Below are 22,730 nucleotides of genomic sequence, written 5' to 3'. Positions count from 1 at the left end.
GTGACTACATTACGCATTGGAGTGGTGGGGCTGGGCGGGATTGCGCAAAAAGCATGGCTGCCCGTTTTAGGCGCCGCGTCAGACTGGACGCTGCAAGGGGCGTGGTCGCCCACTCGCGAGAAAGCAGAGCGCATCTGCAAAACCTGGCGCATCCCTTATGCTGGCTCACTCCAGGATTTAGCCCGTGAATGTGATGCGGTATTTGTGCATACCTCAACCGCGACGCACTTCCAGGTGGTGAGCGAGTTGCTGAACGCAGGCGTTCACGTCTGCGTTGATAAGCCGCTGGCGGAAAATGTGCAGGATGCTGAACGACTGATTGAGCTGGCCGCGCGTAAAAAGCTGACGCTGATGGTCGGCTTCAACCGCCGTTTTGCGCCGCTCTATCAGCAGCTTAAAGCGCAGTCCGGCTCGTTTGCCTCTCTGCGTATGGATAAGCACCGTACCGACAGCGTGGGGCCGAACGATCTGCGGTTCACGCTGCTGGATGATTATCTCCACGTCGTGGATACGGCCCTTTGGCTGAGTAACGGAAAAGCCCAGCTGCAAAGCGGCACGCTGCTGACCAACGAGCAGGGTGAAATGGTTTACGCCGAACATCATTTTGCCGTTGAGCATTTACAGGTGACGACCAGCATGCATCGTCGGGCGGGCAGCCAGCGCGAGTCCGTGCAGGCCGTTACGGATGGCGCGCTGTATGACGTCACCGATATGCGTGAGTGGCGGGAAGAGAAGGGCAATGGCGTGCTCGCGTTACCCGTTCCCGGCTGGCAGAGCACCCTGGAGCAGCGTGGCTTTGTGGGCTGCGCGCGTCACTTCATTACCTGCGTGCAGAATCAGACGGTTCCTGAAACGTCCGGGGAGCAGGCCATTCTGGCGCAGCGCATCGTGGAACGACTCTGGCGCGAAGCGATGTCGGAATAACTCGCTGTAACATCTGCCGATAGTAATTCGTTGAAATCCGGTTAGACTAAGCGCCGCTTGTTGGCTTTGCCGGGTGGCGCTTTCGCTTATCCGTCCTGGAAATCCGTAGGGTTGTGGAACTTCACGTTAATGAACTTATTAAAATCGCTGGCGGCCGTCAGCTCGATGACCATGTTTTCCCGCGTGCTTGGCTTTGCTCGCGATGCCATTGTGGCAAGGGTTTTTGGCGCAGGGATGGCGACTGACGCCTTTTTCGTTGCGTTCAAGCTGCCGAACCTGCTGCGCCGTATTTTTGCCGAAGGGGCTTTCTCACAGGCATTTGTCCCGATCCTCGCGGAATATAAAAGCAAGCAGGGCGAAGATGCCACCCGCGTCTTTGTGGCTTACGTTTCCGGTTTACTGACGCTGGCGCTGGCGATCGTGACCGTACTGGGGATGCTGGCAGCGCCCTGGGTAATCATGGTAACGGCGCCGGGCTTTGCCGACACGGCGGATAAATTTGCCCTGACGACGCAACTGCTGCGGATAACCTTCCCCTATATTCTGCTGATTTCGCTGGCGTCGCTGGTGGGTGCCATCCTGAATACCTGGAACCGCTTCTCCGTGCCGGCCTTTGCCCCCACGTTCCTTAACGTCAGCATGATTGGCTTTGCGCTGTTCGCCGCGCCGCATTTTAACCCACCGGTGCTGGCGCTGGCCTGGGCCGTGACCGTCGGCGGGGTGTTACAGCTTGCTTACCAGCTCCCGCACCTGAAAAAGATCGGCATGCTGGTTCTGCCGCGCATTAATTTCAAAGATGCGGGCGCAATGCGCGTTATCAAACAGATGGGACCGGCAATACTCGGCGTGTCCGTCAGCCAGATCTCGCTCATCATCAATACCATCTTCGCCTCTTTCCTGGTGTCGGGCTCGGTGTCCTGGATGTACTACGCCGACCGGCTGATGGAGTTTCCATCCGGGGTGCTGGGCGTGGCGCTGGGGACTATTCTGCTGCCGTCGCTGTCGAAAAGTTTCGCCAGCGGCAACCACGATGAATACTGCCGCCTGATGGACTGGGGTTTGCGTCTCTGTTTTCTGCTGGCGCTGCCAAGCGCGGTGGCGCTGGGGATCCTGGCGAAACCGCTGACGGTGTCGTTGTTCCAGTATGGAAAATTCACCGCCTTTGATGCCGCCATGACCCAGCGCGCACTGGTAGCCTACTCGGTGGGGCTGATGGGGCTGATTGTCGTGAAGGTGCTTGCGCCCGGTTTCTATTCACGTCAGGACATCAAAACGCCGGTTAAGATTGCCATTGTGACGCTGATCATGACGCAGCTGATGAACCTGGCGTTTATTGGTCCGCTGAAACACGCGGGTCTGTCACTGTCGATTGGTCTGGCGGCCTGTCTCAACGCCGGGCTGCTGTACTGGCAGCTGCGTAAGCAGGATATCTTCACCCCGCAGCCGGGCTGGGCAAGCTTCCTGCTGCGTCTGGCGATCGCGGTAGTAGTGATGGCGGCCGCGCTGGTTGGCATGTTGTATGTCATGCCTGAATGGGCGCAGGGCACCATGCCTTACCGCCTGATGCGTCTGATGGCCGTGGTGGTGGTCGGGGTGGTGGCGTACTTTGCCACGCTGGCGGTGCTTGGCTTCAAGGTGAAAGAGTTTACCCGCCGCACGGTATAAACGCCAAAAGGGGAGTCACCAGAAGGTGCTCCCCGCTTCATGACATGCCGCTAGTGCGTCAAATCGAAATCTTTTTCCCGCCCGTGATACGTGCCGTGGCCGTTTGACCATCCGCACCGTACAGCCCCGGCTCTTTATAGGGCTTTAACACCTCAAGCGCCTGCTGATTACGGATAATCTGACCTTCCAGCAGCCAGCCGTTATGCTGGTTGAGATCGCGAAGATGCTGGGTTTTTTCTGTAATGGTCTGCCAGCGTTCGTTGATCTCATCATTGGCGCTGCGTTTCGTGTCTTGCTCAGCGCGTCGCTGTTTTTCCAGATAATCCAGGGTCGCCAGCAGCGAGCTTTTATCTTCAGTAATGCGTTGCAACGCGCTGCCGTTGATTTGACCAGAAGAGAGGTGGTGCTGTTCTGCGTCCATCACCGTTTTCAGGTCGTTCAGGACCACCGTCATCTGATCCAGTATTTCTGACAGTCGACTCATACGGTTAGTTACTCTGGAGGAAACTCTGTGCGTCCTGAATCAGCGCATCAGCGATTTTGCTGGTATCCATTTTCAGTTCGCCGTTACGGATAGCCGTTTTCAGCGCTTCAACTCGTTCCATGTTGATATCGCTGCTGCCTGGCTGCATCAGCTTCGACTGCGCATCGCTCAGCGTGACGCTGGTGCTGTTAGCCGTCGAGGTTTTTTCCAGACGCGTTTTTTGCGGGGCAGCCTCATTCGTTTCGCGAGGTTGTACAGTGCTAACCGGCTTCAGGGCTGATGTACGATCAATGCTCATAGTGTTGTCCTCATCGAGGGTTCGCGGCGTTTGCGCCTGACATCATCATTTGTTGAATATTTATCGGCAGTCGCCGCGAAATCTTTAAAAAGATTACAGGTTAATCAGAATATTCCCATCAGGACCGACCGTGCCGCTGACCACCTGGCCTGAGGACATTCTGACCCGGGCATTTTGCGCCACTGCGGCATTATTCAGCGCTTTTCCTTCACTGTTGATACTAAAGCCTTCGCCATTGGCGACCACCATCACCTGTTGTCCCGCCTTCACCCGCCACGCCTGGCGCAGCATAGAGAGCTGTATCGCCTGTCCAGGAGCGACATCGCGCAGGCTGACTGCCTCCTGAGCCTGGTTAATATCCAGCATCGTCCGCGGTGGAAGCTGATCCAGACGGCCTCGCTTCAGCGTTACGCTGTCTGGTTGCAGCAGGCTGCCCCGGGGAATGGGAACGGCGGCGACAACATAATTGCCTGTCGCCTGAACCGCAACCTGTAAATAACGTTTTTCGTTGGCGCAACGCGCCAGCACATTCACGTTGCCCCATAATCGGGTGCTGCCGGTCACGCTAAATGACGGGGCTTCGCAGGAAGGGTAAAGGTTAGGCGGGGTGCGTACGGTCACGCGTACGTCATCGCTGAAACCGGCCAGCTTCTGCGCAAAGAATGCATTGAGCTGGTTCTCTAACCCCTCAGCCTGCACAAGAGGGCTCAAAAGCAGCAGGGTCGCCGCAAGGCCACGTTTAAAAGTCCGCATCGCACGTTCCACCATGTCCAGAATTAAGCAAATTCTACCCGCAGTGGTTTTCCATCAACGCAACAAATAGCGACGCATTTTGCGCTTATTCCGTCGATAGGGGAGACGGGGTGAGATTTAAGCTGTGAACTGAAATTTTCTCATCAGCGGAGGAGACATGCTCGATAAACTCGACGCCGCGTTACGTTTTCAGCAGGAAGCGCTCAACTTACGCGCCCAGCGGCAGGAAATTTTAGCCGCCAATATCGCCAACGCGGACACCCCCGGGTATCAGGCGCGCGATATTGATTTTTCCAGTGAACTCAAAAAAGTGATGGAGCGTGGACGTGCCGAAGGGACGGGTGTCTCACTTGCCCTGACATCCTCACGGCATATTCCCGCTCAGGCGATGACCGCGCCATCAACTGACTTACTTTATCGTGTCCCCGATCAGCCCTCGCTTGATGGCAACACCGTCGACATGGACCGGGAACGCACACAGTTTGCCGATAACAGCCTGCAATACCAGACAGGCCTGACGCTACTCGGCGGGCAAATCAAAGGCATGATGACCGTCCTGCAGGGGGGCAATTAGTAAATGGCCTTGCTGAATATTTTTGATATCGCCGGTTCGGCATTAACGGCGCAGTCCAAACGACTGAACGTGGCAGCCAGTAACCTGGCCAACGCCGATAGCGTGACCGGCCCTGACGGACAACCGTATCGCGCTAAACAGGTCGTCTTCCAGGTTGATGCTGCACCGGGTGCGGCAACGGGCGGCGTGAAAGTGGCGGACGTGGTTGAGAGCCAGGCGCCCGACAAGCTGGTTTACGAGCCAGGCAACCCGCTCGCGGATGCCAGCGGCTACGTGAAAATGCCGAACGTGGATGTGGTCGGGGAGATGGTGAACTCCATGTCCGCGTCACGCAGCTACCAGGCAAACGTCGAAGTGCTTAATACCGTGAAGAGCATGATGCTCAAAACACTCACTCTCGGCCAGTAAAGGAGACACGCATGTCCATCGCCGTAAACGTGAATGACCCGACAAATACCGGCGTCAACAGCACCAGTAGTGCAACCGGTTCCAGCTCCCTCACCGGGAGCAATGCCTCCGATTTACAGAGCAGCTTTCTGACCCTGCTGGTGGCACAGCTGAAAAATCAGGACCCGACCAATCCGATGCAGAATAACGAACTGACCACGCAGCTTGCGCAGATCAGTACCGTCAGCGGCATTGAGAAACTGAACACCACGCTCGGCTCGGTCTCCGGTCAAATCGATAACAGCCAGTCCTTGCAGGCCGCCAACCTGATCGGTCACGGGGTGATGATCCCGGGGACCACGATTCTGGCGGGCACCAGCACCACCGATGGCACGTCCACCACCACCACAACGCCGTTTGGCGTTGAGTTGCAGCAACCGGCCGACAAAGTCACCGCCACCATCAAAGACGCCAGCGGCAACGTGGTGCGCACGATTGAGATTGGCGAGCTTAAAGCGGGCGTTCATACCTTTACCTGGGATGGCAGCCTGACCGACGGCACTAAAGCGCCTAACGGCTCGTATCAGGTTGCGATTAGCGCCAGCAACGGCACCACGCAGCTGGTGGCTCAGCCGCTACAGTTTGCCCTGGTTCAGGGCGTCATCAAAGGTAGCGATGGCAACAAACTGGATTTGGGTACCTCCGGTACCACCACACTCGACGAAGTTCGGCAGATTATCTAAGCCTTCATACTTATCAGGAGTAAGTCATGGCCTTTTCTCAAGCGGTCAGCGGCCTGAATGCTGCGGCCACCAACCTGGACGTCATTGGCAACAACATCGCCAACTCCGCGACCTATGGTTTTAAATCCGGTTCTGCGTCTTTTGCAGATATGTTTGCAGGCTCTAAAGTGGGGCTGGGCGTGAAGGTTGCGGGTATCACCCAGGACTTCACCGACGGGACGACCACCAACACCGGTCGCGGTCTGGACGTCGCCATCAGCCAGAACGGTTTCTTCCGTATGGTGGATGCCAACGGTTCCGTGTTCTACAGCCGCAACGGCCAGTTCAAGCTGGATGAAAACCGTAACCTGGTGAACATGCAGGGGCTTCAGTTAACCGGTTATCCGGTTGCCGGCACGCCGCCTACGGTGCAAACCGGTGCGAATCCGCAGGCGATCTCCATCCCAACGACGCTGATGGCGGCGAAGTCCACCACCACGGCCTCTCAGCAGATCAACCTGAACTCCACCGATACCGCGCCAACCGTCGCATTCGACCCGGCCAACCCTGACTCTTACAACAAGAAAGGCACCGTGACGGTGTTTGACAGCCAGGGTAATGCGCACAACATGAACCTGTTTTATGTCAAAGACGCTACTCCAGCTAACTCCTGGAAGGTGTATTCACAGGACGGCAGCGTAGCGGGAGATGCAGCGAAACTGGCAACCACATTGGTCTTTAATGAGAGCGGTGTGTTGACCGGCGGTGGGGAAGTCGATATCGAGACCGGGGAGATCACTGGTGCAACGGCGGCAACCTTCAAAATGAGTTTCGCGAACTCCATGCAGCAGAACACCGGTGCGAACAACATCGTGGCGACGAGCCAGAACGGTTATAAGCCGGGCGATCTGGTGAGCTACCAGATCAACGATGATGGCACCGTTGTCGGTAACTACTCCAACGAACAGACCCAGGTGCTGGGCCAGATCGTGCTGGCAAACTTTGCAAACAACGAAGGCCTGAAGTCCGAAGGGGATAACGTCTGGTCCGCCACGCAGTCTTCCGGTGTTGCCCTGCTGGGTACCGCGGGTTCCGGTAACTTCGGCACGCTGACCAACGGCGCGCTTGAAGCCTCCAACGTCGATCTGAGTAAAGAGCTGGTGAACATGATTGTCGCGCAACGTAACTACCAGTCCAACGCGCAGACCATCAAAACCCAGGATCAGATCCTCAACACGCTGGTTAACCTGCGTTAAGCGGCTGACGGGAAAGCGCAATGGATCACGCAATATATACAGCGATGGGGGCTGCAAGCCAGACGCTCAATCAGCAGGCTGTTACCGCCAGCAACCTGGCGAACGCCTCCACGCCTGGTTTTCGTGCTCAGCTCAACGCACTGCGTGCGGTGCCGGTAGAAGGGCTGTCATTGCCCACGCGTACGCTGGTCACCGCCTCCACGCCGGGCGCCGACATGACGCCAGGCCAGATGGATTACACCGCGCGTCCGCTGGACGTTGCCCTTCAGCAGGACGGCTGGCTGGCGGTGCAAACGGCTGACGGCGCAGAAGGGTATACCCGCAACGGTAACATTCAGGTGAGCGCCACCGGACAGTTGACGATTCAGGGGCATCCGGTGATGGGCGAAGCCGGTCCGCTGACGGTGCCGGAAGGGTCAGAGCTGACCATTGCGGCAGACGGGACGATCTCGGCGTTAAACCCGGGCGACCCGGCGAACACCGTTGCGCCTGTCGGTCGTCTGAAGCTGGTGAAAGCGGAAGGAAATGAAGTGCAGCGTGGCGATGACGGAATGTTCCGTCTGACCCAGGCGGCGCAGGCCACGCGTGGCGCCACGTTACAGGCCGACCCGACCATCCGCGTGATGTCCGGCGTGCTGGAAGGCAGTAACGTCAAACCGGTCGAAGCCATGACCGACATGATCGCCAGCGCCCGCCGCTTCGAAATGCAGATGAAAATCATCAGCAGCGTCGATGAAAACGCAGGCAAGGCTAACCAACTTCTGGCTATGAGTTAACAGGACTCCCTATGATCAGTTCTTTATGGATCGCGAAAACCGGTCTGGACGCACAGCAAACCAATATGGATGTAATTGCCAACAACCTGGCAAACGTCAGCACCAATGGTTTCAAGCGCCAGCGTGCGGTTTTCGAAGATTTGCTTTATCAAACGATTCGTCAGCCAGGGGCGCAGTCTTCTGAGCAAACCACGCTGCCGTCCGGTCTGCAAATTGGTACCGGCGTCCGCCCGGTCGCTACCGAGCGTCTGCACAGCCAGGGCAACCTGTCCCAGACCAACAACAGCAAAGACGTTGCCATCAAAGGTCAGGGTTTCTTCCAGGTGCAACTGCCTGACGGAACCTCCGCCTATACCCGCGATGGTTCGTTCCAGGTGGATCAGAATGGTCAGCTGGTGACGGCGGGCGGCTTCCAGGTTCAGCCTGCGATCACCATCCCGGCGAACGCGCTGAGCATCACCATTGGCCGTGACGGTATCGTCAGTGTCACTCAGCAAGGTCAGGCCGCGCCGGTTCAGGTTGGTCAGCTCAACCTGACGACCTTCATGAACGATACCGGACTGGAAAGCATCGGTGAGAACCTCTACACCGAAACGCAGTCTTCCGGAACGCCAAATGAAAGTACCCCCGGCCTGAACGGTGCGGGGCTGCTGTACCAGGGGTATGTGGAAACCTCGAACGTTAACGTGGCGGAAGAACTGGTGAATATGATCCAGGTCCAGCGCGCCTATGAAATTAACAGTAAAGCAGTGTCGACGACCGACCAGATGCTGCAAAAACTGACGCAACTCTAAGGTGTAGCCCGGTGCGGTAAACGTCGCACCGGCTCCCTGTTTTCGAAGATGAAGGCAATGCAAAAAAACGCGGCGTTTCGTTATCCGATCCTGACTGTTCTGGCTGTCACCCTCAGCGGGTGTGCCTGGATCCCGTCTAAACCATTGGTACAGGGTGCGACTACCGCCCAACCCGTTCCCGGCCCCTCGCCGGTGGTGAACGGCTCTATTTTCCAGACCGCGCAGCCGATTAACTACGGTTATCAGCCGCTGTTTGAAGACCGTCGTCCGCGTAACGTCGGCGATACGCTGACCATTGTGTTGCAGGAAAACGTCAGCGCGAGCAAGAGCTCGTCGGCGAACGCCAGCCGCGACGGCAAAACCAATTTTGGCTTCGACACCGTACCGCGCTATCTGCAAGGGCTGTTCGGCAACGCCCGTGCGGATGTGGAAGCCTCCGGCGGCAACACCTTTAACGGTAAAGGTGGCGCGAACGCCAGCAATACCTTCAGCGGAACGCTGACGGTAACGGTTGACCAGGTTCTGGTGAACGGCAACCTGCACGTGGTGGGCGAAAAACAGATCGCCATTAACCAGGGTACGGAATTCATTCGCTTCTCCGGTGTGGTTAACCCTCGCACTATCAGCGGCACCAACACCGTACCGTCCACACAGGTGGCGGATGCGCGCATTGAGTACGTCGGCAACGGCTACATCAACGAAGCGCAAAATATGGGCTGGCTGCAACGCTTCTTCCTTAACTTATCGCCGATGTAAGCGAGGTGACCTATGTATAAATTTCTCTTCGCCGTGGCGCTGTCGCTGGTCGCTACCGTTGCGCAGGCCGATCGCATTCGCGATCTCACCAGCGTGCAGGGCGTGCGCGAAAACTCCCTGATTGGCTACGGCCTGGTGGTGGGGCTGGATGGGACGGGTGACCAGACGACCCAGACGCCGTTCACCACCCAGAGCCTGAACAACATGCTCTCTCAGCTCGGTATTACCGTACCGGCGGGGACCAACATGCAGCTGAAAAACGTGGCGGCGGTGATGGTGACCGCGTCTTATCCGGCCTTTGCGCGTCAGGGGCAAACCATCGACGTGGTTGTCTCGTCGATGGGTAACGCCAAAAGCCTGCGCGGCGGTACGTTGTTGATGACGCCGCTGAAAGGCGTCGACAGCCAGGTGTATGCTCTGGCGCAGGGCAACATTCTGGTTGGCGGGGCAGGTGCGTCGGCGGGCGGCAGCAGCGTGCAGGTGAACCAGCTGAACGGGGGACGTATTACCAACGGCGCGATCATCGAACGTGAGCTGCCGACCCAGTTCGGCACCGGCAACACCATTAACCTGCAACTGAATAACGAAGACTTCACGATGGCGCAGCAGATTGCTGACACCATCAACCGCAGCCGGGGTTACGGCAGCGCCACCGCGCTGGATGCCCGCACCGTGCAGATCCGCACGTCAACCGGTAGCAGCAACCAGGTGCGGATGCTGGCCGATATCCAGAATATGGAAGTGAACGTGTCGGTGCAGGATGCAAAAGTCATTATCAACTCCCGTACCGGATCGGTGGTGATGAACCGCGAAGTGACGCTGGACAGCTGCGCCGTGGCGCAGGGCAATCTCTCCGTCACGGTTAACCGCTCGGCCAACGTCAGCCAGCCGGATACCCCGTTTGGTGGCGGTCAGACGGTAGTGACCCCGCAAACGCAGATTGATTTACGACAGAGCGGTGGATCGTTGCAGAGCGTGCGCTCCAGCGCCAACCTGAACAGCGTGGTGCGTGCCCTGAACGCGCTGGGTGCAACGCCAATGGATCTGATGTCCATTCTGCAATCCATGCAAAGTGCAGGCTGCCTGCGCGCTAAACTGGAAATCATCTAAATGCTGACCGATAGCAAACTGTTGACCAGTGCCGCCTGGGATGCCCAGTCGCTCAACGAGCTGAAAACCAAAGCGGGCAAGGATCCGGCGGCGAATATCCGCCCGGTTGCCCGTCAGGTGGAAGGCATGTTCGTGCAGATGATGTTGAAAAGCATGCGTGAAACCCTGCCGAAAGATGGCATGTTCAGCAGCGATTCCACACGGCTTTACACCAGCATGTACGATCAGCAGATTGCCCAGCAAATGACCGCCGGAAAGGGGCTCGGCCTGGCAGACATGATTGTGAAACAGACCGCAGCAGCTCAGGGGCTGCCACCTGAAGAGGCTCCGCCGCAGGTGCCGCTAAAGTTTGATCTGGAAAAGGTGACCAGTTATCAAAATCAGGCGCTGACCCAGATGGTGCGTAAGGCGATGCCGAAGCCGACAGAAGCGCGTGACGAGCCGCTCTCCGGCGACAGCAAAGACTTCCTGGCGCAGCTCTCCCTGCCGGCGCGTCTTGCCAGTGAAGAAAGCGGCGTGCCACACCATCTGATTCTGGCGCAGGCGGCGCTGGAGTCGGGCTGGGGGCAACGTCAGATCCGCAGGGAGAACGGCGAGCCGAGCTTCAACATCTTTGGCGTGAAGGCCACTTCCAGCTGGAAGGGGCCGACCACGGAAATTACCACCACCGAATATGAGAACGGTGCGGCAGTGAAGGTGAAAGCCAAATTCCGCGTCTACAGCTCGTATCTGGAAGCGTTGTCGGATTATGTCGGGCTGTTGAGCCGGAATCCGCGCTACACCGCTGTGACCCAGGCCACCACGCCAGAGCAGGGCGCTCAGGCATTGCAGAATGCCGGCTACGCGACCGATCCAAACTATGCACGCAAGCTGACCAGCATGATCCAGCAGCTGAAATCCATGTCTGAGAAGGTCAGCAAAGCGTATAGCACAGATCTCGAAAATCTGTTCTGAAAGTTCTCAAGTCCCGGTGGAGGTTGCCGATAACCTTCATCAGGACTCGTGTCTGAACGTATAAAAGGAACCCCCATGTCCAGTTTGATTAACAGCGCCATGAGTGGCCTCAGTGCTGCGCAGTCGGCACTCAATACCGTCAGTAATAATATTTCAAGCTACAACGTGGCAGGTTATACCCGCCAGACTACCATTCTGGGCGCATCAAACAGCACCCTGACCGGCGGCGGCTGGGTGGGTAACGGGGTCTATGTCTCCGGCGTTCAGCGTGAATATGATGCGTTTATTACCAACCAGCTGCGCGCGGCGCAGAACCAGAGCAGCGGCCTGACCACGCGCTACCAGCAGATGTCGAAAATTGACGACGTGCTGTCGGATACCACGAACTCGCTTTCTGCCAACCTCCAGGATTTCTTTAAAAGCCTGCAAACGCTGGTGAGTAACGCAGAAGATCCGGCTGCACGCCAGACGGTACTCGGGAAGGCAGATGGTCTGGTAAACCAGTTCAAAACTAACGATCAATATCTCCGCGATCAGGATGCGCAGGTCAATACGGCGATTTCTACCAGCGTCGATCAGATCAATAACTATGCGAAGCAGATTGCCAACCTTAACGATCAGATTTCCCGGCTGACTGGCGTAGGGGCGGGCGCATCCCCGAACGAACTGCTCGATCAGCGCGATCAGCTGGTGAGCGAACTGAACAAAATAGTCGGTGTGGACGTGACCGTACAGGACAGCGGCACCTACAACATCTCTATCGCCAACGGCTACACCCTGGTACAGGGCAGCAACGCCAGCCAGCTGGCTGCGGTGAAATCCAGCGCGGACCCTGCACGTACAACGATTGCGTATGTGGATGCCGCAGCAGGCAACGTGGAGATCTCAGAAAAACAGATCACCACGGGGTCGCTTGGGGGGCTGTTAACGTTCCGTTCTCAGGATCTGGATCAGGCGCGAAATACGCTTAACCAGATGGCGCTGGCGTTTGCGGATGCCATGAATACCCAGCACCAGGCGGGCTTTGATGCCAACGGGGACGCAGGCGGCAAGCTGTTTGATTTTGGCTCCCCGGCAGTGCTGAGTAACGGTAAGAACACCGGAAGCGCGTCCGTGACGGCAACGATGACGGACAGTACCAAGGTCCAGGCGACAAACTACAAAGTTGAGTACAACGGTACCGACTGGACCATCACCCGTCTGTCAGACAACACCAGCTTCACGGCTATGCCGGATGCCAGCGGTAATCTGTCGTTTGATGGCCTCAACGTCAACATTAGCGGCTCGGCCAATAATAAAGACAGCTTTATCGTGAAGCCGGTGAATGACGTTATCGTGAATATGGACGTTGCGATCAGCGACGAATCCAAACTGGCGATGGCCTCCGCGCAAGGAAGCGGAGAAAGCGACAATACCAATGGCCAAAAGCTGCTGGATTTGCAGAGCGCCAAGCTGGTGGGGGGGAACAAAACCTTTAACGATGCTTATGCCGCGCTGGTCAGTACGGTGGGCAGCACCACGGCGTCGCTGAAAACCAGCAGCGAAACCAAAGTTAACGTTGTTACGCAGCTGACCAAACAACAGCAGTCAATCTCCGGGGTTAACCTGGATGAAGAGTATGGCAACCTGCAACGCTATCAGCAGTACTATCTGGCGAATGCGCAGGTGCTGCAAACGGCGAGCACGCTGTTTGATGCATTGATCAATATCCGCTAAGGCTGAGGCATAAAAAATGCGTATTAGTACTCAAATGATGTATGAGCAAAGCATGCGCGGCGTGACGAACTCCCAAAGTCTCTGGCTCAGCTACGGCGAGCAGATGTCTACGGGGAAGCGTATCAACCGTCCGTCTGACGATCCGATTGCCGCTTCGCAGGCCGTTGTGCTCTCTCAGGCCCAAACGCAAAATAGCCAGTATGCGCTGGCGCGCTCCTTCGCTACGACGAAAGTCTCGCTGGAAGAAAACGTGTTATCGCAAGTGACAACCGCTATCCAGGCTGCTCAGGAAAAGATTGTCAATGCGGGCAACGGTACGTTAAGTGACGATGACCGCGCTTCGCTGGCAACGAACCTGCAAGGTATTCGCGATCAGCTCATGAACCTGGCTAACAGCACGGACGGTAACGGTCGCTATATTTTTTCCGGTTACAAAACCGAAGCGGCGGCTTTCGACCAGGCTACGGGTGATTATAAGGGCGGCGGAACGCCAATCAGCCAGCAGGTTGACTCTGCGCGCACGATGCAAATCAGCCATACGGGCACTGAAGTTTTCGATAGCTTCACCAGCAATGCGAAGCCAGAGCCAGATGGTAGTACGCCGGAAACGAATTTGTTCAAGATCCTCGACTCCGCAATTGAAGCGCTGAATAAGCCGATTGGCGATGACGAAACGAAGGCTGAAGCATTTACGGCGGCTATTGATAAAGCCAACCGTGGCCTGAGCAACTCCCTCAACAACGTGCTGACCGTGCGCGCCGATCTCGGCATCAAGCTGGACGAGCTGGGCAAGCTGGACGCTCTGGGTGAAGACCGCGCGCTGGGTCAGACCCAGCAGATGAGTAACCTGGTTGACGTAGACTGGAACTCGGTGATTTCGTCCTACACCATGCAGCAGGCGGCGTTGCAGGCCTCGTATAAAGCCTTTAGCGATATGCAGGGTATGTCTTTGTTCCAGATGAACAGATAAGACTCTGACCTGTTTGACATGTCTTGAAACTGGGCATGTTTTGACTGCCCAACCCGTCCGGGTTGGGCATTTTTTTTACACACTTTCTGCCTGAGCGGACACCACCCGGGCGCTTTCAATCACTCTGATAGCCAGCGCAATGGCACCACACAGGGTTGCCAGTGCTACCACGCCCGTCCAGCCTGCCAGCGTATAGATATTGCTGCCTAATGCCGAACCCAGCGCCATTCCGATGAAAATGACGGTAAACAGCAGGGCGTTAAGGCGCCCACGGGCCTGCGGCTCAAGGCTGTAGACCAGGTTCTGGTGCGCCACGAGGCTGGACTGCAAACCGAGATCGAAACCGACCGCGGAGAGGGCAATCAGGAGCAACTGGCCGTGTACACCCAGGGCTGGCATCAGGAACATCAGGGCAAACGAGAGGGTCACCAGCGCGGCACCCAGTTGGGTCACTTTACCGGCGCCCAGCTTATCGGCCAGACCGCCTGCCAGCGGTGCGGCCAGCGCGCCTGCGGCTCCGGCAATACCAAACCCACCCGCCACGGCGCTGCCAAGGTGATACCGTTCCAGCAGCATGACCGCCAGCGTCGACCAGAATGCACTAAAGGCAATCGACAGAAAACCCTGAGCCAGCGCAGCCCGACGCAGCGCCGGGTAGCGACGCCAGAGGTGTTCCATGGAGCGCATCAGTGCCGGGTAGCTCAGCGTGGAATGAACGGCGAAGCGGGGAAGTACGGCCCACATCACCACGCCGATAAAGGCAATGCTTGCGGCGGCCAGCTGATACATCACTCGCCAGCCAAAGGCTTCACCCACCACGCCACTCACGGTTCTGGAGAGCAAAATCCCCAGCAGCAGGCCGGTCATCACCGTGCCGACTGTTTTTCCCTGTTTGCCTTCCGGCGCGAGGATCGCTGCGGCCGGGACAATATCCTGCGCCATGGTGGCGGCCATGCCAATCAGCAGGCTGGTGAGCAGTAGGGAGTGCAGTTGTCCGGTCAGGCTACAACCCAGCAGGAACAGCGCCAGAGCTGCACTTTTTATCAGGATCAACGTTCTGCGGTCATAACGATCGCCGAGCGGGAGCAGAAACAGGATACCTAAGGCATAACCCGCCTGGGTGAGCGTCGGGACCATGCCCATGCCTTCGATGCTCAGGTGCAGGTCTGAGCCCATCAGCGGCAGCAGAGGCTGGGCATAATAGATGGATGCCACGCTGAAGCCCGCACCGAGCGCCAGCATTAAGATTACCCAACGGCTTACGGCCCGGGTGGTGGTTGTGTTCATAAGATGTTCCTCATTCGTCGTGTGCGGCTATTTTTTATCAGTACGCCTTGCGACGGTAGCGGGCGCGGTGGTAAAACGCTTATACGTGTAGCGTATAGGTGTAAATGATATGAAACGGACTGAGCGTATAGATCGTGTGGAACTGATGCGAACCTTTGTTCGCATTGTGGAGGCGGGGTCCCTTTCTGCGGCGGCACGTCAGCTGGCAACAACCCAGGCCACGGTGAGCAGACGGTTGCAGTCGCTCGAGACCATGCTGGGCGTGCGCCTGATGCTGCGCACAACCCATACCACACGGCTGACCGATGACGGTGAACGCTGCTATCAGCATGCCAGACGGGTGATTGACAGCTGGCTGGCGCTGGAAGACGAGGTGGGGCAGACGGAAGATGAACCGGTCGGGGTGCTGAGGGTGCGCGCGCCTCACGCGTTTGGCCAGGATCAGCTACTAAAACCGTTAACCCAATTTTTGCAGCGCTATCCCCAGCTTTCTGTTGAGTGGATGCTTAACGATCGCTCGGTTGATTTCCTCGGCGACAACCTTGACTGTGCTATTCGGGTGGGCGTGGAAGTCGATCCGGCAACCGTGTCTGTGCTACTGGCTGAAGTGCCGCGCTCGGTGGTAGCATCACCGGCACTCCTTGCCCGTTTTCCCGCGGTTAACACGCCGGACGATCTGCAACATCTCCCCTGGATTGCAATCAGCTCTTTTTATCAACGCCATGTGGAACTCTTCCACGAGGCAACACCCACCCCGGCGAGAGTTACCATTACGCCACGCCTGAGTACCGACAGCCTGTATGTAGCGCGCAATACGGCACTCACCGGGCTAGGCGTGGCGGTGGTATCCAGCTGGACGGTACAGGATGATATTCGGGAAGGGCGACTGGTGCATTTACTGCCAGAGTGGCAGCCAGCAGCGCTACCGGTACATCTGGTTTATCCCTGGTCACGCTATTATCCGGCGCGCTTGCGGCGTTTTCTGGAGCTGATGCGGCAGATAATGCCGGAGGTCACCGGGATGAGAAAGCCCCTGCAACAGCCATAAAAAAGCCGACCCGAAGGTCGGCTTTCAGTCTTAGCGTGCGTTATTCAACAGGCTGAGGACGAGTAGCTGGGGCAGTAGCCATGTGCGTCGCACTGTGACCACCGGCAGCACCTTTACCTTCGAAGTTGAATTCCGGACGAACCCAGTCACTATGGCGTGGTGCTTCAGGCACGTACTCAGGTGCCGGGGCACGAGTCATTGGCGCGGTAGCAATGTGAGCAGGCGCTACAGCTTCAACGATCTCAACCGGCTCAGATTTCACTTCAGGCGCTTTGACCTCTTCGACAACAGGTTCAACCTGAATCTCGACGTCCTGAACAACCTCTTCCGTCACCGTTTCGACGGCAACGTCTGCGGGCTCTTCTGCTGCGGATACAGGCTTAGCGTCTTCCGCGACTTCTTCAGCCACCACGGTATCTTCTTCGGCAATGATCTGCGGTGCGGCATCAACCGGCGCAGCAATCACTTCAGGATGGGTCGTTTCCACTTCCACAGCCTGCGGCGGCGCTGTTTCAACAACCTGCGGTTCGACCACGGTTGCCGCTTCAGTCACGACATCTTCCACCGCGACGACCGGTGCAATCACCTCTTCGGTCACAGCCTGTTCTTCAACAGCCTGCTCCGGACGTGCAACCGGATAACGGATCCAGACTTTACCGGATGCCATCTCAGGTGACGCGCACGCCACGGTCATTGGCATTGGAGACTGGGTCGGGTAACGCTCGTCACGATAACGACGGCGACGCTGACCGCTCACGCGCAGATGGCGTGGAGAACGGCGGGAGCGACGCGGCATACCTGCGTTATCACGATTTTCGCTGCTTTCGTCCTGCTCAACCTGATTTTCCACTACGGCTGGCAGGTCAACTTTCGCAACCTGAGTACCCGTTGTGCTTTCAACCGCTTCAACCGCGATAACGTCGTTTTCTTCGGCCTGAACAACACCCACACGTACTTTCTGGGTCAGCTGGCGCTGCTTACGACGCGGCATAACCTGAGTACGCTCTTCCTGCTCAGTGTCCTGCTGTTCTACAGGCGCTTCGCGATTCAGGTTTTTGACTTCCTGCTGAGCCTGGCGTTTGTCATCGTTACGACGACGGTTACGCTCGCGGCGAGGCTGCTGCTCGTCACGCTGTTTGCTCTTCTCGGACTCATCGCCCGCCTGCTGGCGAATCTCACGATCTTCAACGTTCTGCTGTTGCTTCTCGCGACGGTTGCGACGGTTGTCCTCGCGCTGTTCACGGCCTTCGTTGTTATCGGAACGATTATCACGGCGCTCATTACGATCGCCACGGTCGTTGCGGTCGCGACGGTTGTTCTGACGCTTACGACGGTCCTGCTGACGCTCTGGTTTCGCTTCTTTTGGCGCTTCTTTCGGCTCCTCAGGCTGAACTTCTTCGGCGGCAAACATTTTTTTCAGCGCACCGATGATGCGGCTCAGGAGACCAGGCTGCTCAGGCTGTGCTTTTGGCGCGGCAGGAGCCACTTTCTGCACAGCAGGTTTTTCCGCTGGTTTTTCCAGCGTCGCTTCTGGCGGTGCTTCCGGCATGATAAAGGTCGCTAAAGCTGGCTGCTCAGGCAGTTTACGCTCGGCAGGCTCTTCATCAGACGGCAGCGCCATTTCTTCTTCATGCAGCTTCGGCAGCAGGTAGCTGAGGGTGCTTGTCTCTTCGCCTTTGCGCACGCGCAGCACGTGATAGTGCGGGGTTTGCATCTCGTCGTTTGGCACGATGATGCAGCGAACGCCGCCCTGACGCGCTTCGATTGCGCTCACCGCTGCACGTTTTTCGTTCAGCAGGTAGGAGGCAATCGGCACTGGAACAATAGCGTGAACCTCTTTGGTGTTCTCTTTCAGCGCTTCTTCTTCAATCAGACGCAGAATAGAGAGGGAGAGAGATTCATTGTCACGCACGGTACCTGTACCGGAACAGCGCGGGCAGACGTGATGGCTGGACTCACCCAGAGACGGGCTGAGGCGCTGACGGGACATCTCCAGCAGGCCAAAGCGAGAAATATGGCTGATCTGGATACGCGCGCGATCCTGGCGCACCGCTTCACGCAGACGGTTTTCAACCGCACGCTGGTGGCGAACCGGGGTCATGTCGATGAAGTCGATAACGATCAGACCACCCAGGTCGCGCAGGCGGAGCTGGCGGGCGATTTCATCAGCGGCTTCAAGGTTGGTGTTGAAGGCGGTCTCTTCGATGTCGCCGCCGCGGGTTGCACGCGCGGAGTTGATGTCGATGGCGGTCAACGCTTCGGTGGTATCGATAACGATAGAACCGCCGGACGGCAGACGCACTTCACGCTGGAAGGCAGACTCGATCTGGGATTCAATCTGATAATGGCTGAACAGCGGGATTTCACCGGTGTACAGTTTAATTTTGCTGGTGAAATCCGGGCGACCCAGTGCGGCGATGTGCTGGCGAGCCAGCTCAAGCACTTTCGGGTTATCAATCAGAATTTCACCGATGTCCTGACGCAGATAATCACGGAAGGCACGCACGATGACGTTGCTTTCCTGGTGGATCAGGAACGGCGCAGCACGGCTTTCTGCCGCTTTCTTGATGGCTTCCCAGTGTTTCAGGCGGAAGCTCAGGTCCCACTGCAACGCTTCGGCAGATTTGCCAACGCCTGCGGTGCGCACGATAAGGCCCATGCCGTCTGGCAGTTCAAGACTTGCCAGTGCTTCTTTCAGCTCGGTACGGTCATCGCCTTCGATACGGCGAGAGATGCCACCCGCACGCGGGTTGTTTGGCATCAATACCAGATAGCTTCCTGCCAGACTGATAAAGGTGGTCAGCGCGGCGCCTTTGTTGCCACGCTCTTCTTTATCGATCTGGACGATAACTTCCTGACCTTCACGCAGAACATCTTTGATGTTCGGACGGCCATGGGAGTTGTAGTTTGCAGGAAAATATTCGCGGGCGATTTCTTTGAGAGGAAGGAAACCGTGACGCTCAGCACCGTAATCGACAAATGCAGCTTCAAGGCTTGGTTCAATGCGGGTGATTTTGCCTTTGTAAATGTTCGCTTTTTTCTGTTCGTGTCCAGGACTTTCGATATCCAGATCGTACAGGCGCTGCCCATCCACAAGGGCGACACGCAACTCTTCTTGCTGAGTTGCGTTGATTAACATTCTTTTCATCGTAACTTACTCGTTATTCTTACATTGACGACAAAGCTGCGGGCAAGGTGACGCTTTCCGGGGTATGAACCGATGGCCTCGTGTCTATTCACGTCGCCAACCTCACGGTTGTCGCTCGCTTAAGAGGCGCAGAGTGTCGGTTGCCTGTATTTCATAGGGAAACACAGCGCAATTATCAGGGGAATTGCCTGGGAAAACTCTCCAGAGAACAATCCTTATACCGGGAAGTACTGCAACCCGCAGCCCGCTAACTGCCTGAAAGATCAATACGTCTTACGCCATTGCTGCGTGGATGATCGGTCAGACAAAATTGGTCATTCCGTCGACATCCTTACAAAACCCGGATTTAACGCGGAAAACGGATTCATTATTCCACTGCTCGCCGGGTTATAGCAAGATGACTTTTACCAATTATCACCCGGTTACTCACAGTTTCTTCACTTCAACGGGGTGATTGGTTTAATAACCACCAAATCGATTGCGCGAAAGGGGAGTGGTCCGGATAAAAGTAAATATAAGCATAGAAAAATGAGTGGCGCTAATGTCAGACGCTATTTAGAATCGCCAACCATGAAAACAGAGACTCCAGCCGTAAAAATGGTTGCCATCGCCGACGACGAGGCGGGGCAACGTATCGATAATTTTTTGCGCACCCAATTGAAGGGTGTGCCAAAAAGTATGATTTATCGCATCTTGCGTAAGGGTGAGGTGCGGGTGAACAAAAAACGTGTGAAGCCCGAGTACAAGCTCGAGGCGGGCGATGAAGTCCGCATTCCACCGGTACGTGTTGCAGAGCGTGAAGAAGAGGTCGTTTCTCCGAAGTTGCAAAAAGTCGCGGCCCTGAGTGACGTTATCCTTTATGAGGACGACCACATTCTGGTGCTGAATAAACCGTCCGGAACGGCGGTACACGGGGGGAGCGGTCTGAGCTTCGGCGTGATCGAAGGTTTACGTGCGCTGCGCCCGGAAGCGCGTTTCCTCGAACTGGTTCACCGTCTTGACCGTGATACCTCAGGCGTGCTGCTGGTGGCGAAAAAACGTTCTGCACTGCGTTCCCTGCATGAACAGCTGCGCGAAAAAGGGATGCAGAAAGATTATCTGGCGCTGGTGCGCGGCCAGTGGCAGTCCCACGTGAAAGTGGTGCAGGCGCCGCTGCTGAAAAATATTCTGCAAAGCGGTGAGCGCATTGTTCGTGTTAATCAGGAAGGGAAACCGTCTGAGACGCGATTTAAAGTAGAAGAGCGCTACGAATTTGCAACGCTAGTGCGCTGTAGTCCGGTGACGGGGCGTACTCACCAGATTCGCGTCCATACCCAGTTTGCAGGCCATCCGATTGCGTTCGACGATCGCTATGGCGATCGCGAGTTTGATAAGCAGTTGGCGGGTACGGGGCTGTCGCGTCTGTTCCTGCATGCGGCAGCGCTGAAGTTTACCCATCCTAATACCGGTGAAGTTATCCGTATTGAAGCGCCGCTGGATGATCAGTTGAAACGCTGCCTGAAAGTTCTGCGCGGCTGATTATGTGCCGGGTGGCGCTGCGCTTACCCGGCCTACGAAATCCGTAGGCCCATGCAAGCGAAGCGCCGCTGGGCAAAAATCACATCGTCAGCGGATTACACTCTTCTCGCCTTAACATCTGGCACAGCGCAATCAGCGGCAACCCCACCAGCGTGTTGGGATCCCGCCCGTCCAGCTTGTCGAACAGTGCAATTCCCAGCCCTTCACTTTTGAAACTCCCTGCGCAGTTCAGAGGACGTTCCCGACGCACGTAATCCATAATCTCCTCCTCGCTGAGATGACGGAAGTGCACATCAAATGGCTCACACTCGGTTTGCAGATGACCGGAGGCCGAATTATAAAGCGCCAGGCCGGTATAAAAGGTCACGATACTGCCTCGCGCACGCAAAAGCTGCTGGCAGGCGTTTTCTTCTGTATGCGGTTTACCGGTGATTTCGCCGCCCAGCACACAAACCTGATCGGAGCCTATAATCAGATGAGCGGGGTAACGTACGGCCAGCGACTGTGCTTTCTCTTTCGCGAGACGGGTCACCAGATGACGCGGTGACTCGCCCGGCTGTGGCGTTTCATCCACCTCCGGCGCGGCGCATTCAAACGGGATCCCGAGCTTTTCCAGCAGCATTCGGCGATAAGGTGAAGTGGAAGCAAGGACGAGATTTGGCATATTTTTATCACCAGATATAGCGTATCGATGCCAGCCATTTTAAACTACAGGCCGCAATGTGTGCGAATAATTGGCAAAAGGCAGCTCTGGTTGCCTTTTTCTTTGACTCTATGACGTTACAAAGTTAATATGCGCGCCCTATGCAAAAGGTAAAATTACCCCTGACTCTTGATCCGGTTCGTACGGCTCAAAAACGCCTCGATTACGAAGGAATCTATTCTTCCGATCAGGCTGAGCGTATTGCCGAATCTGTAGTCAGTGTGGACAGTGATGTAGAGTGCTCCATGTCGTTCGCTATCGACAACCAGCGCCTCGCCGTTTTAACCGGTGATGCAAAGGTGACGGTAACGCTCGAATGTCAGCGCTGCGGGAAACCGTTTGTACAGCATGTTCACACAACGTATTGTTTCAGTCCGGTTCGTTCTGACGAACAGGCTGAAGCACTCCCGGAAGCGTATGAACCGATTGAGGTTAACGAATTCGGTGAAATCGATCTTCTGGCGCTGGTTGAAGATGAAGTCATCCTCTCCCTGCCAGTCGTTCCGGTGCATGATTCTGAACACTGTGAAGTGTCCGAGGCGGACATGGTCTTTGGGGAACTGCCTGATGAAGCGCAAAAACCAAATCCATTTGCCGTATTAGCCAGCTTAAAGCGTAAGTAATTGAGGAGTAAGGTCCATGGCCGTACAACAGAATAAACCAACCCGTTCCAAACGTGGCATGCGTCGTTCCCATGACGCGCTGACCGCAGTTACCAGCCTGTCTGTAGACAAGACTTCTGGTGAGAAACACCTGCGTCACCACATCACCGCTGACGGTTTCTACCGCGGCCGCAAGGTTATCACTAAGTAATCACGCGTCAGCGTGATTAGGCTTAGTGAGGAACTTCCCCGTGAAAACGGGGAGTTTACCGAACCAGGCTGCGA

General features: G+C 56.5%; 23 protein-coding genes. 17 read left to right on the top strand and 6 right to left on the bottom strand.

The annotated features are described in order from the left end of the window. Together L350_RS14485 and murJ are read left to right on the top strand one after the other, a co-directional pair. Positions 1–924 (top strand): Gfo/Idh/MocA family protein, encoded by a 924-nt coding sequence (locus L350_RS14485; protein WP_023305857.1) that lies wholly within the window; start codon positions 1–3, stop codon positions 922–924. Between the two features lie 129 nt (positions 925–1,053). Further along, positions 1,054–2,589 carry a murein biosynthesis integral membrane protein MurJ gene (murJ, locus tag L350_RS14490; protein ID WP_017384735.1) on the top strand — a complete coding sequence of 512 codons (1,536 nt, stop codon included), beginning with the start codon at positions 1,054–1,056 and terminating at the stop codon, positions 2,587–2,589. Positions 2,590–2,647: 58 nt separating this feature from the next. Here murJ and flgN read toward each other — a convergent pair whose 3' ends face one another. The 3 genes from flgN to flgA all read right to left on the bottom strand — a co-directional run bounded on the left by flgN (position 2,648) and on the right by flgA (position 4,124). Continuing rightward, entirely contained in the window at positions 2,648–3,073 is a 426-nt protein-coding gene (flgN, locus tag L350_RS14495; protein WP_022647721.1) for a flagella biosynthesis chaperone FlgN, read from the bottom strand. 4 nt (positions 3,074–3,077) lie between these two features. Next, a complete protein-coding gene (gene flgM / locus L350_RS14500) occupies positions 3,078–3,371 on the bottom strand; it encodes a flagellar biosynthesis anti-sigma factor FlgM (protein ID WP_003858002.1) in 294 nt (97 codons plus the stop codon). A gap of 93 nt (positions 3,372–3,464) precedes the next feature. Continuing rightward, positions 3,465–4,124: a flagellar basal body P-ring formation chaperone FlgA gene (flgA, locus tag L350_RS14505; protein WP_022647723.1), complete on the bottom strand. Its 660-nt coding sequence runs from the start codon at positions 4,122–4,124 to the stop codon at positions 3,465–3,467. Between the two features lie 157 nt (positions 4,125–4,281). Between flgA and flgB the strand changes: the two genes are divergently transcribed. From flgB to flgL, 11 genes are all read left to right on the top strand, one after another. Then, positions 4,282–4,698, top strand: a complete 417-nt coding sequence (gene flgB / locus L350_RS14510) for a flagellar basal body rod protein FlgB (RefSeq protein ID WP_022647724.1) — start codon at positions 4,282–4,284, stop codon at positions 4,696–4,698. Between the two features lie 3 nt (positions 4,699–4,701). Further along, on the top strand, positions 4,702–5,106 hold the full coding sequence (gene flgC, locus L350_RS14515; RefSeq protein WP_003857997.1) for a flagellar basal body rod protein FlgC: 405 nt from the start codon (positions 4,702–4,704) through the stop codon (positions 5,104–5,106). 11 nt (positions 5,107–5,117) lie between these two features. Continuing rightward, positions 5,118–5,828: a flagellar hook assembly protein FlgD gene (gene flgD, locus L350_RS14520; protein WP_003857994.1), complete on the top strand. Its 711-nt coding sequence runs from the start codon at positions 5,118–5,120 to the stop codon at positions 5,826–5,828. A 26-nt stretch (positions 5,829–5,854) separates the two neighbouring features. Continuing rightward, the gene (flgE, locus tag L350_RS14525; protein WP_032624481.1) at positions 5,855–7,063 is read left to right on the top strand and encodes a flagellar hook protein FlgE; all 1,209 of its coding nucleotides are present in this window, start codon (positions 5,855–5,857) and stop codon (positions 7,061–7,063) included. A 20-nt stretch (positions 7,064–7,083) separates the two neighbouring features. After that, positions 7,084–7,839: a flagellar basal body rod protein FlgF gene (locus tag L350_RS14530; protein WP_022647727.1), complete on the top strand. Its 756-nt coding sequence runs from the start codon at positions 7,084–7,086 to the stop codon at positions 7,837–7,839. Positions 7,840–7,850: 11 nt separating this feature from the next. Then, a complete protein-coding gene (flgG, locus tag L350_RS14535; protein ID WP_000625853.1) occupies positions 7,851–8,633 on the top strand; it encodes a flagellar basal-body rod protein FlgG in 783 nt (260 codons plus the stop codon). Positions 8,634–8,690: 57 nt separating this feature from the next. After that, entirely contained in the window at positions 8,691–9,389 is a 699-nt protein-coding gene (gene flgH / locus L350_RS14540; RefSeq protein ID WP_023299788.1) for a flagellar basal body L-ring protein FlgH, read from the top strand. 12 nt (positions 9,390–9,401) lie between these two features. Further along, the gene (locus L350_RS14545; protein ID WP_022647728.1) at positions 9,402–10,499 is read left to right on the top strand and encodes a flagellar basal body P-ring protein FlgI; all 1,098 of its coding nucleotides are present in this window, start codon (positions 9,402–9,404) and stop codon (positions 10,497–10,499) included. Further along, positions 10,500–11,453, top strand: coding sequence for a flagellar assembly peptidoglycan hydrolase FlgJ (gene flgJ, locus L350_RS14550; protein ID WP_023305862.1), 954 nt, complete (start codon positions 10,500–10,502; stop codon positions 11,451–11,453). A 75-nt stretch (positions 11,454–11,528) separates the two neighbouring features. Beyond that, positions 11,529–13,169, top strand: a complete 1,641-nt coding sequence (gene flgK / locus L350_RS14555) for a flagellar hook-associated protein FlgK (RefSeq protein WP_023299790.1) — start codon at positions 11,529–11,531, stop codon at positions 13,167–13,169. A 16-nt stretch (positions 13,170–13,185) separates the two neighbouring features. Then, complete coding sequence (flgL, locus tag L350_RS14560; RefSeq protein WP_032624480.1) at positions 13,186–14,139, top strand: flagellar hook-associated protein FlgL; 954 nt, start codon at positions 13,186–13,188, stop codon at positions 14,137–14,139. 75 nt (positions 14,140–14,214) lie between these two features. Here flgL and L350_RS14565 read toward each other — a convergent pair whose 3' ends face one another. Then, the gene (locus L350_RS14565; RefSeq protein WP_022647732.1) at positions 14,215–15,426 is read right to left on the bottom strand and encodes an MFS transporter; all 1,212 of its coding nucleotides are present in this window, start codon (positions 15,424–15,426) and stop codon (positions 14,215–14,217) included. Between the two features lie 109 nt (positions 15,427–15,535). On the opposite strand from L350_RS14565, the gene L350_RS14570 reads away from it, so the two are divergent. Further along, positions 15,536–16,474, top strand: coding sequence for a LysR family transcriptional regulator (locus L350_RS14570; RefSeq protein ID WP_022647733.1), 939 nt, complete (start codon positions 15,536–15,538; stop codon positions 16,472–16,474). Between the two features lie 40 nt (positions 16,475–16,514). On the opposite strand, the gene rne is transcribed toward L350_RS14570, so the two are convergent. Continuing rightward, complete coding sequence (rne, locus tag L350_RS14575; protein ID WP_023299794.1) at positions 16,515–19,622, bottom strand: ribonuclease E; 3,108 nt, start codon at positions 19,620–19,622, stop codon at positions 16,515–16,517. 570 nt (positions 19,623–20,192) lie between these two features. On the opposite strand from rne, the gene rluC reads away from it, so the two are divergent. Next, a complete protein-coding gene (gene rluC / locus L350_RS14580; RefSeq protein ID WP_041907418.1) occupies positions 20,193–21,140 on the top strand; it encodes a 23S rRNA pseudouridine(955/2504/2580) synthase RluC in 948 nt (315 codons plus the stop codon). 79 nt (positions 21,141–21,219) lie between these two features. On the opposite strand, the gene L350_RS14585 is transcribed toward rluC, so the two are convergent. Next, a complete protein-coding gene (locus L350_RS14585; protein WP_032624478.1) occupies positions 21,220–21,804 on the bottom strand; it encodes a Maf family protein in 585 nt (194 codons plus the stop codon). 140 nt (positions 21,805–21,944) lie between these two features. On the opposite strand from L350_RS14585, the gene yceD reads away from it, so the two are divergent. Then, complete coding sequence (yceD, locus tag L350_RS14590; protein ID WP_003857966.1) at positions 21,945–22,466, top strand: 23S rRNA accumulation protein YceD; 522 nt, start codon at positions 21,945–21,947, stop codon at positions 22,464–22,466. A 16-nt stretch (positions 22,467–22,482) separates the two neighbouring features. Next, positions 22,483–22,656, top strand: coding sequence for a 50S ribosomal protein L32 (gene rpmF / locus L350_RS14595; protein WP_003857964.1), 174 nt, complete (start codon positions 22,483–22,485; stop codon positions 22,654–22,656). Positions 22,657–22,730 lie beyond the last annotated feature (74 nt).

It is taken from the genome of Enterobacter sp. MGH 4 (assembly GCF_000534735.1).
Taxonomy (GTDB): Bacteria; Pseudomonadota; Gammaproteobacteria; order Enterobacterales; family Enterobacteriaceae; genus Enterobacter; species Enterobacter intestinihominis.
The sequence above is the reverse complement of the archived record's forward strand: the minus strand, read 5'-3'. Positions and strand labels throughout refer to the sequence as shown.

Coding starts and splice junctions, on each gene's coding strand:
- murJ (WP_017384735.1), top strand. CDS start 1,054: ATGAACTTATTAAAATCGCTGGCGGCCGTCAGCTCGATGACCATGTTT.
- flgN (WP_022647721.1), bottom strand. CDS start 3,073: ATGAGTCGACTGTCAGAAATACTGGATCAGATGACGGTGGTCCTGAAC.
- flgM (WP_003858002.1), bottom strand. CDS start 3,371: ATGAGCATTGATCGTACATCAGCCCTGAAGCCGGTTAGCACTGTACAA.
- flgA (WP_022647723.1), bottom strand. CDS start 4,124: ATGCGGACTTTTAAACGTGGCCTTGCGGCGACCCTGCTGCTTTTGAGC.
- flgB (WP_022647724.1), top strand. CDS start 4,282: ATGCTCGATAAACTCGACGCCGCGTTACGTTTTCAGCAGGAAGCGCTC.
- flgC (WP_003857997.1), top strand. CDS start 4,702: ATGGCCTTGCTGAATATTTTTGATATCGCCGGTTCGGCATTAACGGCG.
- flgD (WP_003857994.1), top strand. CDS start 5,118: ATGTCCATCGCCGTAAACGTGAATGACCCGACAAATACCGGCGTCAAC.
- flgE (WP_032624481.1), top strand. CDS start 5,855: ATGGCCTTTTCTCAAGCGGTCAGCGGCCTGAATGCTGCGGCCACCAAC.
- L350_RS14530 (WP_022647727.1), top strand. CDS start 7,084: ATGGATCACGCAATATATACAGCGATGGGGGCTGCAAGCCAGACGCTC.
- flgG (WP_000625853.1), top strand. CDS start 7,851: ATGATCAGTTCTTTATGGATCGCGAAAACCGGTCTGGACGCACAGCAA.
- flgH (WP_023299788.1), top strand. CDS start 8,691: ATGCAAAAAAACGCGGCGTTTCGTTATCCGATCCTGACTGTTCTGGCT.
- L350_RS14545 (WP_022647728.1), top strand. CDS start 9,402: ATGTATAAATTTCTCTTCGCCGTGGCGCTGTCGCTGGTCGCTACCGTT.
- flgJ (WP_023305862.1), top strand. CDS start 10,500: ATGCTGACCGATAGCAAACTGTTGACCAGTGCCGCCTGGGATGCCCAG.
- flgK (WP_023299790.1), top strand. CDS start 11,529: ATGTCCAGTTTGATTAACAGCGCCATGAGTGGCCTCAGTGCTGCGCAG.
- flgL (WP_032624480.1), top strand. CDS start 13,186: ATGCGTATTAGTACTCAAATGATGTATGAGCAAAGCATGCGCGGCGTG.
- L350_RS14565 (WP_022647732.1), bottom strand. CDS start 15,426: ATGAACACAACCACCACCCGGGCCGTAAGCCGTTGGGTAATCTTAATG.
- L350_RS14570 (WP_022647733.1), top strand. CDS start 15,536: ATGAAACGGACTGAGCGTATAGATCGTGTGGAACTGATGCGAACCTTT.
- rne (WP_023299794.1), bottom strand. CDS start 19,622: ATGAAAAGAATGTTAATCAACGCAACTCAGCAAGAAGAGTTGCGTGTC.
- rluC (WP_041907418.1), top strand. CDS start 20,193: ATGAAAACAGAGACTCCAGCCGTAAAAATGGTTGCCATCGCCGACGAC.
- L350_RS14585 (WP_032624478.1), bottom strand. CDS start 21,804: ATGCCAAATCTCGTCCTTGCTTCCACTTCACCTTATCGCCGAATGCTG.
- yceD (WP_003857966.1), top strand. CDS start 21,945: ATGCAAAAGGTAAAATTACCCCTGACTCTTGATCCGGTTCGTACGGCT.
- rpmF (WP_003857964.1), top strand. CDS start 22,483: ATGGCCGTACAACAGAATAAACCAACCCGTTCCAAACGTGGCATGCGT.